General features: G+C 55.1%; 12 protein-coding genes. All 12 read left to right on the forward strand.

All coding sequences use genetic code 11. From position 1 onward, the window contains the following. Positions 1-29: 29 nt before the first annotated feature. The gene (rpoB, locus tag WF513_RS02315; protein WP_339081140.1) at positions 30-4,103 is read left to right on the forward strand and encodes a DNA-directed RNA polymerase subunit beta; all 4,074 of its coding nucleotides are present in this window, start codon (positions 30-32) and stop codon (positions 4,101-4,103) included. Positions 4,104-4,167: 64 nt separating this feature from the next. Then, entirely contained in the window at positions 4,168-8,367 is a 4,200-nt protein-coding gene (gene rpoC / locus WF513_RS02320) for a DNA-directed RNA polymerase subunit beta' (RefSeq protein WP_339081141.1), read from the forward strand. 153 nt (positions 8,368-8,520) lie between these two features. Then, complete coding sequence (rpsL, locus tag WF513_RS02325; RefSeq protein ID WP_003463319.1) at positions 8,521-8,892, forward strand: 30S ribosomal protein S12; 372 nt, start codon at positions 8,521-8,523, stop codon at positions 8,890-8,892. Between the two features lie 118 nt (positions 8,893-9,010). Next, positions 9,011-9,481, forward strand: a complete 471-nt coding sequence (rpsG, locus tag WF513_RS02330; RefSeq protein WP_339081142.1) for a 30S ribosomal protein S7 — start codon at positions 9,011-9,013, stop codon at positions 9,479-9,481. A gap of 30 nt (positions 9,482-9,511) precedes the next feature. Then, positions 9,512-11,617, forward strand: coding sequence for an elongation factor G (gene fusA, locus WF513_RS02335; RefSeq protein WP_339081143.1), 2,106 nt, complete (start codon positions 9,512-9,514; stop codon positions 11,615-11,617). Positions 11,618-11,647: 30 nt separating this feature from the next. Further along, complete coding sequence (gene tuf, locus WF513_RS02340; protein ID WP_339081144.1) at positions 11,648-12,841, forward strand: elongation factor Tu; 1,194 nt, start codon at positions 11,648-11,650, stop codon at positions 12,839-12,841. A gap of 214 nt (positions 12,842-13,055) precedes the next feature. Next, positions 13,056-13,367, forward strand: coding sequence for a 30S ribosomal protein S10 (gene rpsJ / locus WF513_RS02345; RefSeq protein ID WP_010486970.1), 312 nt, complete (start codon positions 13,056-13,058; stop codon positions 13,365-13,367). Positions 13,368-13,451: 84 nt separating this feature from the next. Next, positions 13,452-14,087, forward strand: a complete 636-nt coding sequence (rplC, locus tag WF513_RS02350) for a 50S ribosomal protein L3 (protein ID WP_136665581.1) — start codon at positions 13,452-13,454, stop codon at positions 14,085-14,087. Positions 14,088-14,099: 12 nt separating this feature from the next. After that, a complete protein-coding gene (gene rplD / locus WF513_RS02355; RefSeq protein ID WP_339081145.1) occupies positions 14,100-14,702 on the forward strand; it encodes a 50S ribosomal protein L4 in 603 nt (200 codons plus the stop codon). Further along, positions 14,699-14,998, forward strand: a complete 300-nt coding sequence (gene rplW, locus WF513_RS02360; protein ID WP_339081146.1) for a 50S ribosomal protein L23 — start codon at positions 14,699-14,701, stop codon at positions 14,996-14,998. The genes rplD and rplW overlap by 4 nt, the downstream gene beginning before the upstream one ends. 14 nt (positions 14,999-15,012) lie before the next feature. Beyond that, a complete protein-coding gene (rplB, locus tag WF513_RS02365; protein WP_339081147.1) occupies positions 15,013-15,837 on the forward strand; it encodes a 50S ribosomal protein L2 in 825 nt (274 codons plus the stop codon). Positions 15,838-15,853: 16 nt separating this feature from the next. Then, on the forward strand, positions 15,854-16,129 hold the full coding sequence (gene rpsS, locus WF513_RS02370) for a 30S ribosomal protein S19 (RefSeq protein ID WP_010486981.1): 276 nt from the start codon (positions 15,854-15,856) through the stop codon (positions 16,127-16,129). Positions 16,130-16,131 lie beyond the last annotated feature (2 nt).

Genomic DNA, 16,131 nt, shown 5'->3' on the forward strand with positions numbered 1-16,131 from the left:
TAAGCAGGTGACCAAGCTGGGGAACGCTGATGGCTTACTCATATACTGAGAAAAAACGTATCCGCAAGGACTTTAGCAAGTTGCCGGATGTCATGGATGTGCCTTATCTCCTGGCCATCCAGCTGGATTCGTATCGCGAATTCCTGCAGGCAGGGGCGACCAAGGACCAGTTCCGCGACATTGGCCTGCATGCGGCCTTCAAGTCTGTTTTCCCGATTATCAGCTACTCCGGCAATGCTGCACTGGAGTACGTCGGTTATCGCTTGGGCGAGCCGGCTTTTGATGTCAAGGAATGTACGCTGCGTGGCGTGACCTATGCCGTGCCGCTGCGGGTTAAAGTCCGTCTGATCATTTTCGACAAAGAATCGTCGAACAAAGCGATCAAGGACATCAAAGAACAAGAAGTGTACATGGGCGAAATTCCGCTCATGACCGAGAACGGTACCTTCGTCATTAACGGTACCGAGCGCGTTATCGTGTCTCAGTTGCACCGTTCTCCGGGCGTGTTCTTCGACCACGACCGTGGTAAGACGCACAGTTCGGGCAAGCTGCTGTACTCGGCGCGAATCATTCCTTACCGCGGTTCGTGGTTGGACTTTGAGTTCGACCCGAAAGACGCTGTCTTCGTGCGTATTGACCGCCGTCGTAAGTTGCCGGCTTCCGTGCTGCTGCGCGCGCTGGGCTATGGCACTGAAGAAGTGCTCGACGCGTTCTATGCAACCAACGTTTTCCACGTCAAGGGCGAGTCCCTAAACCTGGAGCTGGTTCCGCAGCGCTTGCGTGGTGAAATTGCCGTCCTCGATATCCTCGACGACAAGGGCAAAGTCATTGTTGAGCAAGGCCGTCGTATTACCGCGCGCCACATCAACCAGCTAGACAAGGCCGGTATTAAAGAACTGGAAGTGCCAATTGATTACCTGATCGGTCGTACTTCGGCCAAGGTTATCGTGCACCCGTCTACCGGTGAAATAATCGCTGAGTGCAACACCGAGTTGAACACTGAAATCTTGGCCAAAGTGGTCAAGGCTCAGGTTGTGCGCATTGAAACGCTGTACACCAACGACATCGATTGCGGCCCGTTCATCTCCGACACCTTGAAGATCGACAGCACCACTAATCAGTTAGAAGCGCTGGTCGAGATCTATCGCATGATGCGTCCTGGCGAGCCGCCGACTAAGGATGCTGCCGAAACCCTGTTTAACAACCTGTTCTTCAGCCCTGAGCGCTATGACCTGTCGGCCGTGGGCCGGATGAAGTTTAACCGTCGTATCGGGCGTACCGAGATCGAAGGTTCAGGCGTGCTGAGCAAGGAAGATATCGTCGCGGTCCTCAAGACCCTGGTTGATATCCGTAACGGCAAAGGCATCGTCGATGACATCGACCACCTGGGCAACCGTCGTGTTCGCTGTGTCGGCGAAATGGCCGAGAACCAGTTCCGCGTTGGCTTAGTGCGTGTAGAGCGTGCGGTCAAAGAGCGTCTGTCGATGGCTGAAAGCGAAGGCCTAATGCCGCAAGATCTGATTAACGCCAAGCCGGTTGCGGCGGCTGTTAAAGAGTTCTTCGGTTCTAGCCAGCTCTCGCAGTTTATGGACCAGAACAACCCGCTTTCTGAGATCACCCACAAGCGTCGCGTTTCGGCGCTTGGCCCGGGCGGTTTGACTCGCGAGCGTGCAGGCTTTGAAGTGCGCGACGTACACCCGACCCACTACGGCCGTGTGTGCCCGATCGAAACACCGGAAGGTCCGAACATTGGTCTGATCAACTCGTTGGCAGCCTATGCGCGCACCAATCAGTATGGCTTCCTCGAGAGCCCATACCGCGTGGTGAAAGACACCCTGGTGACCAGCGAAATCGTTTTCTTGTCCGCCATTGAAGAGGCCGATCACGTGATCGCCCAGGCTTCGGCGACCATGAACGACAAAGGTCAGCTGGTTGATGAGTTGGTGGCTGTGCGTCACCTTAACGAATTCACCGTTAAAGCGCCTGAAGACGTCACCCTGATGGACGTTTCACCGAAGCAAGTGGTTTCAGTTGCCGCTTCGTTGATTCCGTTCCTTGAGCACGATGACGCCAACCGTGCGTTGATGGGCTCGAACATGCAGCGCCAAGCTGTACCGACCCTGCGTGCTGATAAGCCGCTGGTTGGTACTGGCATGGAACGCAACGTGGCGCGTGACTCTGGCGTTTGCGTTGTGGCACGTCGTGGCGGCGTGATCGACTCGGTCGATGCCAGCCGTGTTGTAGTTCGCGTCAATGACGACGAAGTTGAAACAGGCGAAGCCGGTGTCGACATCTACAACTTGACCAAATACACCCGTTCCAACCAGAACACTTGTATCAACCAGCGTCCGTTGGTGAGCAAGGGTGATCAGGTTGAACGCAGCGACATTTTGGCTGATGGCCCGTCCACCGACATGGGTGAGCTGGCTCTTGGCCAGAACATGCGCGTCGCGTTCATGCCGTGGAACGGTTACAACTTCGAAGACTCCATCTGCCTCTCCGAGCGCGTGGTTCAAGAAGATCGCTTCACCACGATCCACATCCAGGAACTGACCTGTGTGGCCCGTGACACCAAACTCGGCTCGGAAGAAATCACCTCCGACATCCCGAACGTCGGTGAGTCTGCGCTGAACAAGCTGGACGAAGCCGGCATCGTGTACGTGGGCGCTGAAGTCGGCCCCGGCGACATTCTAGTGGGCAAAGTGACGCCGAAGGGCGAAACCCAGCTGACCCCAGAAGAGAAGCTGTTGCGTGCGATCTTCGGTGAGAAGGCGTCTGACGTTAAAGACACCTCCCTGCGTGTGCCAACTGGCACCAAAGGTACCGTTATCGACGTGCAGGTCTTCACCCGCGACGGCGTTGAGCGTGACGCACGTGCGCTGTCGATCGAGAAGAGCCAGCTGGATGAGATCCGTAAGGACCTCAACGAAGAGTTCCGCATCGTTGAAGGTGCAACCTTCGAACGCCTGCGTTCCGCTCTGGTTGGCAAGAAAGCCGAAGGCGGCGCGGGCCTGAAGAAGGGCGCAGAAGTCACCGACGAGTTCCTCGACGGCCTCGAACGTGGCCAGTGGTTCAAGCTGCGTATGGCTGACGACGCCCTGAACGAGCAGTTGGAAAAAGCTCAGGCTTATATCTCTGATCGTCGTCAGTTGCTCGACGACAAGTTTGAAGATAAGAAGCGCAAGCTGCAGCAGGGCGATGACCTGGCTCCTGGTGTGCTGAAAATAGTCAAGGTTTACCTGGCTATCCGTCGCCGCATTCAGCCGGGCGACAAAATGGCTGGTCGTCACGGTAACAAGGGTGTGGTCTCGGTGATCATGCCGGTTGAAGACATGCCGCACGACGTCAACGGTACGCCAGTCGACATCGTTCTCAACCCATTGGGCGTACCGTCGCGTATGAACGTTGGGCAGATCCTCGAAACGCACCTCGGCCTTGCAGCTAAAGGTCTGGGTGAGAAGATTAACCGCATGCTCGAAGAGCAGCGCAAAGTCGCTGAGTTGCGTAAGTTTATGCAGCAGATTTATAACGAGATCGGCGGCCGCCAGGAAAATCTGGATGAACTGAGCGATCAGGAAATCCTCAGCCTGGCGAAGAACTTGCGCGGTGGTGTGCCGATGGCCACTCCGGTGTTCGACGGCGCCAAAGAAAGCGAAATCAAAGCCATGCTCAAGCTGGCGGATTTGCCAGAGAGCGGTCAGATGCAATTGGTTGACGGTCGCACCGGTAACCTGTTTGAGCGTCCGACCACGGTTGGCTACATGTACATGCTGAAATTGAACCACCTGGTGGACGACAAGATGCACGCGCGTTCCACGGGTTCTTACAGCCTGGTTACTCAGCAGCCGCTGGGTGGTAAGGCGCAGTTCGGTGGTCAGCGCTTCGGAGAGATGGAGGTCTGGGCACTGGAAGCTTACGGCGCCGCCTACACCCTGCAGGAAATGCTGACCGTGAAGTCGGATGACGTGAACGGCCGTACCAAGATGTACAAAAACATCGTGGACGGTGATCACCGTATGGAGCCGGGCATGCCCGAGTCTTTCAACGTACTGATCAAAGAAATCCGTTCGCTGGGTATCGACATCGATCTGGAAACCGAATAACACGTGACGCGAATCGGCGGTGGAGCACTTTGCTCCATCGCCAGCTCCGCCAGGAGGAAAGGCCTTGAAAGACCTACTGAATTTGCTGAAAAACCAGGGTCAAGTCGAAGAGTTTGATGCCATCCGCATCCAGCTGGCTTCGCCTGAGATGATTCGTTCGTGGTCGTTCGGTGAAGTTAAAAAACCGGAAACCATTAACTACCGTACGTTCAAGCCTGAGCGTGACGGCCTGTTCTGCGCCAAAATCTTTGGCCCAGTTAAGGATTACGAGTGCCTGTGCGGTAAGTACAAGCGCTTGAAGCACCGCGGTGTGATCTGCGAGAAGTGCGGCGTTGAAGTCGCGCTGGCTAAAGTTCGTCGTGAACGCATGGCGCACATCGAACTGGCTTCGCCGGTTGCCCACATCTGGTTCTTGAAATCACTGCCGAGCCGTATCGGTTTGCTGATGGACATGACCCTGCGTGATATCGAGCGCGTTCTCTATTTCGAGAGCTATGTCGTTATCGACCCAGGCATGACCACCCTTGAGAAAGGCCAGCTGCTGAACGACGAGCAGTACTTCGAAGCCCTCGAAGAGTTCGGTGATGACTTTGACGCCCGCATGGGTGCTGAAGCCGTTCGCGAGCTGCTTCACGCGATCGACCTGGAGCACGAGATTGGCCGCCTGCGCGAAGAAATTCCGCAAACCAACTCGGAAACCAAGATCAAGAAGCTGTCCAAGCGTTTGAAGCTGATGGAGGCCTTCCTGAGCTCGGGTAACCTGCCTGAGTGGATGGTGTTGACCGTTCTGCCGGTTCTGCCGCCAGATCTGCGTCCGCTGGTTCCGCTGGACGGTGGCCGCTTCGCGACCTCGGATCTGAACGATCTGTATCGCCGCGTGATCAACCGTAACAACCGTTTGAAGCGCCTGCTTGATCTGTCTGCGCCAGACATCATCGTGCGCAACGAAAAGCGCATGCTGCAGGAAGCGGTCGACGCCCTGCTCGACAACGGCCGTCGCGGTCGCGCCATTACGGGTTCGAACAAGCGTCCGCTGAAATCCTTGGCTGACATGATCAAGGGTAAGCAAGGTCGTTTCCGTCAGAACTTGCTCGGTAAGCGCGTGGACTACTCCGGTCGTTCCGTTATTACCGTGGGCCCGACTCTGCGCCTGCACCAGTGCGGTCTGCCGAAGAAGATGGCCCTCGAGTTGTTCAAGCCGTTCATTTTCGGCAAGTTGGAAATGCGTGGTCTCGCGACCACCATTAAAGCTGCGAAGAAGATGGTTGAGCGTGAGCTGCCAGAGGTTTGGGACGTTCTCGCCGAAGTGATTCGCGAACACCCAGTGTTGCTTAACCGCGCACCAACCCTTCACCGTCTGGGTATCCAGGCGTTTGAACCGGTTCTGATCGAAGGTAAAGCGATTCAGCTGCACCCGCTGGTCTGCGCCGCGTACAACGCCGACTTCGACGGCGACCAGATGGCTGTGCACGTACCGCTGACGCTGGAAGCTCAGCTCGAAGCGCGCGCACTGATGATGTCGACCAACAACATCCTTTCGCCTGCCAACGGTGAGCCAATCATCGTGCCGTCTCAGGACGTGGTGCTGGGTCTGTATTACATGACCCGCGAGGCGATCAACGCCAAAGGCGAAGGCCGCGTATTCGCCGATCTGCAGGAAGTTGACCGGGTTTTCCGTGGTGGCCAAGCCTCGCTGCATGCTCGCGTAAAAGTGCGCATCAACGAAGTGATCAAAGATCGCGACGGTACCATCACCAAGAACACCCGCATCGTCGACACCACTGTTGGCCGTGCTCTACTGTTCCAAATCGTTCCGGATGGCCTGTCGTATGACGTGGTCAACCACTCGATGAAGAAGAAGGCGATCTCCAAGCTGATCAACCAGTGCTACCGCACCGTTGGCTTGAAAGACACCGTGATCTTCGCAGACCAGTTGATGTACACCGGTTTTGCTTATTCGACCATCTCCGGTGTGTCGATTGGCGTGAACGACTTTGTCATCCCGGATGAGAAGGCGCGCATCATTGACGCCGCCACCGAGGAAGTTAAAGAGATCGAGTCGCAGTACGCCTCCGGCCTGGTAACCCAGGGCGAGAAGTACAACAAGGTGATCGACCTCTGGTCCAAGGCCAACGATGAAGTCTCCAAGGCGATGATGGCCAACCTCTCGAAAGAGAAAGTGGTTGATCGCGAAGGTAAGACCGTTGAGCAAGAGTCCTTCAACTCGATGTACATGATGGCCGACTCTGGTGCGCGGGGTTCTGCTGCGCAGATCCGTCAGCTCGCCGGTATGCGTGGCCTGATGGCCAAGCCAGACGGCTCTATCATCGAAACGCCGATCACCGCTAACTTCCGCGAAGGTCTGTCGGTTCTGCAGTACTTCATCTCCACGCACGGTGCGCGTAAGGGCCTTGCGGATACGGCGTTGAAAACTGCGAACTCCGGTTACCTGACCCGTCGTCTGGTTGATGTGGCGCAGGATCTGGTCGTGACCGCCATCGATTGCGGCACCGAGCACGGTCTGTTGATGACACCGCACATCGAAGGCGGTGACGTGGTTGAGCCGCTGGGTGAGCGCGTTTTGGGTCGAGTCATTGCCCGTGACGTATTCAAGCCTGGCACTGACGAAATCATCGTGCCGGCTGGCACTTTGGTTGACGAGCAGTGGGTTGAATTCATCGAGCTCAACAGCATCGACGAAGTGATCGTGCGTTCGCCGATCAGCTGCGAAACGCGTTATGGCATCTGCGCCAAGTGCTATGGTCGCGACCTGGCTCGTGGTCACCAGATCAACATCGGTGAAGCAGTCGGCGTTATCGCTGCTCAGTCGATTGGTGAGCCGGGTACCCAGCTCACCATGCGTACGTTCCACATCGGTGGTGCGGCTAGCCGGACCTCTGCGGCTGACAGCGTACAAGTGAAGAACGGTGGTGCGGTTCGTTTGCACAACCTGAAGCACGTTGAGCGTCTTGACGGCAACTTGGTAGCGGTTTCCCGCTCCGGCGAGCTGGCGATTGCGGACGAGTTCGGTCGTGAGCGCGAGCGCTACAAGCTGCCGTACGGTGCCGTGATTTCCGTGAAGGAAGGTGACAAGGTTGATGCTGGCGCTATCGTCGCTAAGTGGGACCCGCACACCCACCCGATCGTTACCGAAATGAAAGGTACCGTGACCTACGTGGGCATGGAGGAAGGCATCACCATCAAGCGTCAGACCGACGAATTAACCGGTTTGACCAACATCGAAGTCCTCGATCCCAAAGATCGTCCGGCTGCCGGCAAGGATCTTCGTCCTGCGGTGAAGATGGTGGGTGAAGACGGTAAGGATTTGCTGCTGCCAGGTACCGACGTAATGGCTCAGTACTTCTTGCCAGCTAACGCGTTGGTCGGTGTGGCAAACGGTGCCCAGGTGGGCGTGGGTGATGTTATCGCGCGTATTCCGCAAGAGACATCGAAGACCCGTGACATCACCGGTGGTCTGCCGCGCGTTGCTGACTTGTTCGAAGCGCGTCGTCCGAAAGAAGCCTCGATCTTGGCAGAAATCAGCGGCACCATCGCGTTCGGTAAAGAGACCAAAGGCAAACGCCGTCTGGTTATTACCCCGAACGACGGTAGCGATCCGTATGAGGAGCTGATTCCGAAGTGGCGTCACCTGAACGTGTTCGAGGGTGAGCAGGTCAACAAGGGTGAAGTCATCTCCGATGGCCCGAGCGATCCGCACGACATTCTGCGTTTGCTGGGTGTCAGTGCTCTGGCTAAGTACATCGTCAACGAGATTCAGGACGTTTACCGCCTGCAGGGCGTGAAGATCAACGATAAGCACATCGAAACCATCCTGCGTCAGATGTTGCGCAAGGTTGAAGTGGCTGAGTCCGGTGACTCCACCTTCATCAAGGGTGACCAGATGGAGTTGACGGCGGTACTGGGGGCAAACGAGCGTCTGGCAGCAGAGGACAAGTTTGTTGCCAAGTACACCCGCGTGCTGCTGGGTATCACCAAGGCGTCGTTGTCCACTGAGTCGTTTATCTCAGCGGCCTCTTTCCAGGAAACCACTCGCGTACTTACCGAAGCAGCGGTTACTGGCAAGCGCGACTACCTGCGCGGTCTGAAAGAAAACGTGGTTGTGGGTCGTCTGATCCCAGCGGGTACCGGTTTGGCCTATCACCGCGAGCGCAAGCGCAAGCGTGAAGCGGCTCAGCCTGTACGCGTAAGCGCCAGTGAAGTGGAAGCTGCACTGACCGAAGCGCTGAACTCCAGCAGTAATTAAGTTCAAAGCCCCGCTGTTTTTGCAGCGGGGCTTTGGCTTGACTGGGGCAGTGAGTCTCATTAGACTCATGCACCCCTAAATTTGGCAGGGCATGTGCTCTGCCATTTTGTTTATGTAGGGTAATAGCGTCGCAAGACAACAGTGGAGCTTAAGATGGCAACTATCAACCAGCTGGTACGTCAGCCGCGTAAGCGTATCGTCGAGAAATCCGACGTGCCTGCGCTGCAGAACTGCCCGCAGCGTCGTGGTGTGTGCACTCGCGTGTATACCACTACGCCGAAAAAACCTAACTCGGCACTGCGTAAAGTGTGCCGTGTGCGCCTGACCAACGGTTTCGAGGTTTCCTCGTACATCGGCGGTGAAGGTCACAACCTGCAAGAGCACAGCGTCGTACTGATTCGTGGCGGCCGTGTAAAAGACTTGCCAGGTGTGCGTTACCACACCGTGCGCGGTTCACTGGATACCTCCGGTGTTAAAGACCGTAAGCAGGGTCGTTCGAAGTACGGTACCAAGCGTCCTAAGTAAGCGACGTTTTACTGAATAACGAGTTTCTATTTTTCTGAGTCGATAAGAGTAAGGTCGGGCGTCCATCCTAAGGGGTGCAGTCCCGGGCTAACCTGAAGACCGTTTGAGGGCTTATCAAATGCCAAGACGTCGTGTAGCAGCCAAGCGCGAAGTGCTTGACGATCCAAAATACGGTAGCCAAATCCTGGCCAAGTTCATGAACCACGTGATGGAGAGCGGCAAAAAAGCCGTTGCCGAGCGTATTGTTTATGGCGCCCTGGATAAGGTTAAAGAGCGTAAGAACAGCGATCCCCTGGAAATCTTCGAGAAAGCTCTCGACGCCATCGCTCCGCTGGTCGAAGTGAAGTCGCGCCGTGTAGGCGGTGCTACTTACCAGGTTCCGGTCGAAGTTCGTCCGTCCCGTCGTAATGCGCTTGCCATGCGTTGGTTGGTAGATTACGCCCGTAAGCGTGGCGAAAAATCTATGGCTCTGCGCTTAGCGGGCGAGTTGATGGATGCCGCTGAAGGCAAAGGTGCTGCAGTTAAGAAGCGTGAAGACGTGCACCGTATGGCTGAAGCCAACAAGGCTTTCTCGCACTACCGCTTCTAAATTTTGCGCTTCTAAATTTGCGAGGGCTTTATGGCTCGTACTACCCCGATTAATCGCTACCGTAACATTGGTATCGTGGCTCACGTGGATGCTGGTAAAACCACCACCACTGAGCGCGTCCTTTTTTACACAGGCAAAAGTCACAAGATGGGCGAGGTGCATGACGGCGCCGCGACCACAGACTGGATGGTGCAGGAGCAGGAGCGTGGTATTACCATCACGTCTGCTGCTATCACCGCCTTCTGGAAAGGTTCTGAAAAGCAGTACAAGGACGAGCACCGCTTCAACGTAATTGACACTCCCGGCCACGTAGACTTCACCATTGAAGTTGAGCGTTCGCTGCGTGTGCTCGACGGCGCGGTCGTGGTGTTCTGCGGTACTTCTGGTGTTGAGCCGCAATCGGAAACCGTATGGCGTCAAGCCAACAAATACGGTGTTCCACGTCTTGTTTACGTCAACAAGATGGACCGCGCGGGTGCAAACTTCCTGCGCGTAGTTGCTCAAATCAAGCAGCGTCTGGGTCACACGCCAGTACCAATCCAGCTGGCTATCGGCTCCGAAGACAACTTTCAGGGTCAGATTGATCTGATCAAAATGGAAGCCGTCTACTGGAACGATGCTGACAAAGGTATGCTTCCTCGTCGTGAGGCAATCCCTGCGGATATGCAGGAATTGGCTGATGAGTGGCGCGCTAACATGGTTGAGGCTGCGGCCGAAGCTAACGAAGAGCTGATGAACAAGTACCTTGAGGGTGAAGAAATCACCAATGAGGAAATCAAAGCGGCTCTGCGTCAGCGTACCATCGCTGGTGAGATCGTTTTGGCTGTTTGTGGTTCGTCGTTCAAGAACAAGGGTGTTCCCCTGGTTCTCGATGCTGTGATCGACTATCTGCCGGCGCCTACTGATATTCCTGCCATCAAGGGTACTGACCCGGATGACGAGGAAAAGCAGCTTGAGCGTCATGCAAATGATGATGAGCCATTCTCGGCGCTGGCCTTTAAAATTGCGACTGACCCATTCGTGGGTACCCTGACCTTCGTCCGTGTTTACTCGGGCGTGTTGAACTCCGGCGACGGCGTGATCAACTCGGTCAAGGGCAAGAAAGAGCGCGTGGGCCGTATGGTGCAAATGCACGCAAACGCCCGCGAAGAGATCAAGGAAGTTCGCGCTGGCGACATCGCGGCCTTGATCGGCATGAAGGATGTCACCACCGGTGAAACTTTGTGCAACGCTGACAAGCCAATCATCCTCGTTCGCATGGATTTCCCGGAGCCGGTTATTTCGGTTGCCGTAGAGCCTAAGACCAAGGATGACCAGGAAAAAATGGGTGTTGCTCTGGGCAAACTTGCTCAGGAAGATCCATCTTTCCGCGTGAAGACTGATGAAGAGACAGGTCAAACGATCATCTCAGGCATGGGCGAGCTTCATTTGGACATCCTGGTAGACCGGATGCGCCGAGAGTTCAACGTCGAAGCCAACATCGGTAAGCCCCAGGTTTCCTATCGTGAGCGCATCACGAAGAACTGTGAAATCGAAGGCAAGTTTGTTCGTCAGTCCGGTGGTCGTGGCCAGTTCGGTCATTGCTGGATTCGTTTTGCCCCTGCTGACGAAGGTCAGGAAGGTCTGCAATTCGTAAACGAAGTAGTCGGTGGTGTTATTCCTAAGGAATACATTCCAGCTATCCAGAAGGGTATCGAAGAGCAGATGAAGAACGGTGTTGTCGCCGGCTATCCGCTTATCGGCCTGAAGGCAACTGTCTTTGACGGTTCTTACCACGACGTCGACTCTAACGAGATGGCGTTTAAAGTGGCGGCTTCCATGGCGACCAAGCAACTGGCTGCCAAAGGTGGTGGTGAGTTGCTTGAGCCGATTATGGCGGTAGAGGTTGTGACGCCTGAAGACTACATGGGTGACGTGATGGGCGACCTTAACCGTCGTCGCGGCATGATCCTAGGTATGGAAGACACAGTATCCGGCAAAGTAATTCGTGCTGAGGTTCCGTTGGGCGAGATGTTCGGTTATGCAACCGATGTCCGTTCTATGTCCCAAGGTCGCGCAAGCTACTCGATGGAATTCAAAAAATACAATACAGCGCCGTCGCACATCGTCGAAGCTGTCACCAAAAAACAAGGCTGATTCAGCCCTTTAGGCAAGGAGTTAATTGTCGTGGCTAAAGAAAAATTTGAACGTAGCAAGCCCCACGTAAACGTCGGCACCATTGGTCACGTTGACCATGGTAAAACCACGCTGACTGCTGCTCTGACTCGCGTCTGCTCCGAAGTGTTCGGTAGCGCCGCTGTTGCTTTCGACAAGATCGACAGCGCACCGGAAGAGAAGGCTCGTGGTATTACCATCAACACTGCGCACGTTGAGTACAACTCTGCCATTCGTCACTACGCTCACGTTGACTGCCCAGGTCACGCTGACTATGTGAAGAACATGATCACCGGTGCTGCGCAGATGGATGGCGCAATCCTGGTTTGTTCGGCTGCAGATGGTCCGATGCCGCAGACCCGTGAGCACATCCTGTTGTCTCGTCAGGTTGGCGTTCCGTACATCGTGGTCTTCCTGAACAAGGCTGACATGGTTGACGACGCTGAGCTGTTGGAGCTGGTTGAAATGGAAGTGCGTGACCTGCTCAGCACTTACGATTTCCCGGGCGACGACACACCGATCATCATTGGCTCTGCGCTGATGGCGTTGAACGGTCAAGACGACAACGAAATGGGCACCACTGCCGTTCGTAAGCTCGTTGAAACCCTGGACACCTACATTCCAGATCCAGTTCGCGCGATCGACAAGCCATTCCTGATGCCAATCGAAGACGTATTCTCGATCTCCGGTCGTGGCACTGTGGTAACTGGCCGTATCGAGCGTGGCATCATCAAAATCCAGGAAGAACTGGAAATTGTTGGTCTGCGTGACACTGTCAAGACCACGTGTACTGGTGTTGAAATGTTCCGTAAGCTGCTCGACGAAGGTCGTGCTGGTGAGAACTGCGGCGTGCTGCTGCGCGGCACCAAGCGTGACGACGTAGAGCGTGGCCAGGTTCTGGTTAAGCCGGGTTCGGTTAAGCCGCACACCACGTTCACTGCAGAAGTGTACGTGTTGAGCAAAGAAGAAGGCGGTCGTCATACGCCGTTCTTCAAAGGCTACCGTCCTCAGTTCTACTTCCGTACAACTGACGTAACCGGTAACTGCGAACTGCCGGAAGGCGTTGAGATGGTGATGCCAGGTGACAACATTCAGATGACTGTCACACTGATCAAGACCATCGCAATGGAAGAAGGCTTGCGTTTCGCTATTCGTGAAGGCGGTCGTACCGTCGGCGCTGGCGTCGTAGCCAAAATCATCGCGTAAGTGATGGTTTAAGGAAAAGCCCCCGCATGCGGGGGCTTTTTTGTGGGTGCATGTTCTGCGGGTCTTTTTGTGCTTTTGCACGCAGGCGATAGCGGTAGCCTCAGGCCTTTGCTCTATTGGGTTGACACTTGTTGGGGCCGTCTATAGAATCACGCCTCCTTTTAACGGGCGTATTGCGTCCGTTGGGAATAGCAGCTTGGAATCTGAGGTCAAAATGCAAAACCAACAAATCCGTATTCGGTTGAAGGCTTTTGACCATCGCCTGATCGATCAATCAACCCAGGAAATCGTGGAAACCGCGAAACGTACTGGTGCTCAGGTGCGTGGTCCTATTCCTCTGCCTACCCGCAAAGAGCGGTTCACCGTACTGACCTCACCGCACGTCAACAAAGACGCGCGCGATCAGTTCGAGATCCGTACTCATAAGCGTGTTCTGGATATCGTCCAGCCAACGGATAAAACCGTTGATGCGCTGATGAAGCTTGATCTTGCGGCTGGTGTGGAAGTGCAGATCAGCCTCGGCTAAAACCGCTTCAGGTTTTAGTCGTGTAACGCTCTGAAATGGGCGGCCATAGCGGGTGAAAGCCCCGTACACTCATGAGGTTACAACATGACTATTGGTGTAGTCGGTCGCAAGTGCGGTATGACCCGCATTTTCACCGAAGAAGGTGTCTCCATTCCTGTTACGGTCATTGAGATCGAGCCGAATCGAGTCACCCAGTTCAAAACCGAAGAGTCCGATGGCTATCGTGCAGTGCAAGTCACTGTCGGTGAGCGTCGCGCTTCTCGTGTCACTAAGGCGCAAGCCGGCCATTTCGCTAAGGCGAACGTCGCGGCAGGTCGTACTGTTATGGAATTTCGTCTTGAAGAAGGCGAGTACCAGGCAGGTGATCTGATCAACGCTGAAATATTCCAAGCTGGTCAACTGGTGGATGTCACCGGTCAGTCCAAAGGTAAAGGCTTTGCCGGTACCATCAAGCGTTGGAATTTCCGCGGCCAAGACAACACCCACGGTAACTCCGTGTCCCACCGTGTTCCGGGTTCTATTGGCCAGTGCCAGACCCCAGGTCGCGTATTCAAGGGCAAAAAAATGTCCGGTCACATGGGTGCTGAGCGCGTGACTGTGCAGTCCCTGGAAGTAGTGCGCGTCGATGCTGAACGCAACCTGCTGCTGGTCAAGGGTGCCGTTCCTGGTGCTACTGGCGGCAACCTGGTTGTCCGTCCGGCAGCCAAGGCTCGCGGTTAAGGGGAAGCTGACATGCAATTAAATGTAAATGGCGCTCAAGCCATCGAAGTATCCGAAGCCACTTTTGGCGGCGCATACAACGAAACCCTGGTTCACCAAGCAGTAGTGGCCTACATGGCCGGTGGTCGTCAGGGCAGTAAGCAGCAGAAGACTCGTTCTGATGTGTCGGGTGGCGGTAAGCGTCCTTGGCGTCAGAAAGGTACCGGTCGCGCTCGTGCGGGTACCACTCGTGGTCCGATCTGGCGTGGCGGTGGTGTGACATTCGCGGCTCGCCCGCAGGATCACTCACAGAAGCTGAACAAGAAGATGTATCGCGCTGCTTTGCGCTCGATTCTTGCTGAGCTGGTGCGTACCGATCGTATGGTTGTTGTTGAAGACTTCAGCGTTGACGCGCCGAAGACTAAAGACCTGCTGAACAAGTTGAATGGCATGGGTCTGACCGACGTTTTGATCGTGTCTGATTCGGTCGACGAAAATCTGTACCTGGCTGCGCGTAACCTTCCACACGTTGATGTCCGTGACGTGCAAGGTACCGATCCGGTCAGTCTGATCGCGTATGAGAAGGTGTTGTTCACCGTATCTGCCGTGAAGAAATTCGAGGAGCTGCTGGGATGAACCAGGAACGCGTATTTAAAGTGCTGCTTGGCCCGCACATCTCCGAGAAGGCAACACTTCTGGCTGATAAAAAAAGCCAATTCGTTTTTAAGGTTGCAATCGATGCAACCAAGCTGGAAATCAAGAAGGCCGTCGAAAGCCTGTTCAGCGTGAACGTTGCTGCTGTCAATACCGTGAATGTTCTTGGTAAGACAAAGCGCAATGCTCGCGGCATGGGCAAGCGTAACGACTGGAAGAAAGCGATCATTTCGCTTCAGCCAGGCCAAGATCTCGATTTCACCAGCAGTGCTGAGTAAGGGAGGGGAGCATCATGGCAATCGTTAAATGCAAACCGACTTCCCCTGGCCGCCGTTTTGTGGTCAAGGTGGTCAATCAGGAGCTGCATAAAGGCGCTCCTCACGCTCCGCTGCTTGAGAAAAAGTCGAAGACTGGCGGTCGTAACAACAATGGTCGCATCACTACCCGTCATATCGGTGGTGGCCATAAGCAGCATTATCGTTTGGTCGATTTCCGTCGTAACGACAAAGATGGCATTCCAGCCACTGTTGAGCGTATTGAATACGATCCAAACCGTACCGCACACATCGCCTTGATGTTGTATGCGGACGGTGAGCGCCGCTACATCATTGCCCCTAAAGGCGTGAGTGCTGGCGATCAACTGATTGCTGGGATCATGGCGCCGATCAAGCCGGGCAACAGTCTGCAACTGCGCAACATTCCAGTTGGTAGCACTGTTCACGGTATCGAATTGAAGCCGGGTAAAGGTGCTCAGATCGCTCGTTCCGCTGGTGCTTCGGCTCAGCTGATTGCGCGTGAAGGTGTCTACGTGACCTTGCGTCTGCGTTCCGGTGAAATGCGTAAAGTACTGGCTGAATGCCGTGCGACCTTGGGCGAAGTCTCGAACTCTGAGCACAGCCTTCGTTCGCTGGGTAAAGCAGGTGCTAAGCGCTGGCGTGGCGTTCGCCCAACCGTTCGTGGTGTTGCCATGAACCCGGTTGACCACCCACACGGTGGTGGTGAAGGTCGTACCTCTGGTGGTCGTCATCCGGTGTCTCCATGGGGCTTCCCGACTAAGGGCGCGAAGACTCGTGGTAACAAACGCACCGATAAAATGATCGTCCGTCGTCGCAAGTAAATAGAGGGATACGACAGTGCCACGTTCTCTGAAAAAAGGTCCTTTTATTGATCTTCACCTACTGAAGAAGATCGAAGTGGCGGTGGAAAAGAACGATCGCAAGCCAGTGAAAACCTGGTCGCGCCGTTCGATGATCCTGCCACAAATGGTCGGCTTGACCATCGCTGTACACAACGGTCGTCAACATGTCCCAGTTCTTGTGAACGAAGACATGGTCGGTCACAAACTAGGCGAATTTGCCGGCACCCGTACCTATCGTGGGCACGTGGCTGACAAAAAAGCCAAGCGTTAAGG

It is taken from the genome of Pseudomonas sp. TMP9 (assembly GCF_037943105.1).
Classification (GTDB): Bacteria; Pseudomonadota; Gammaproteobacteria; order Pseudomonadales; family Pseudomonadaceae; genus Aquipseudomonas.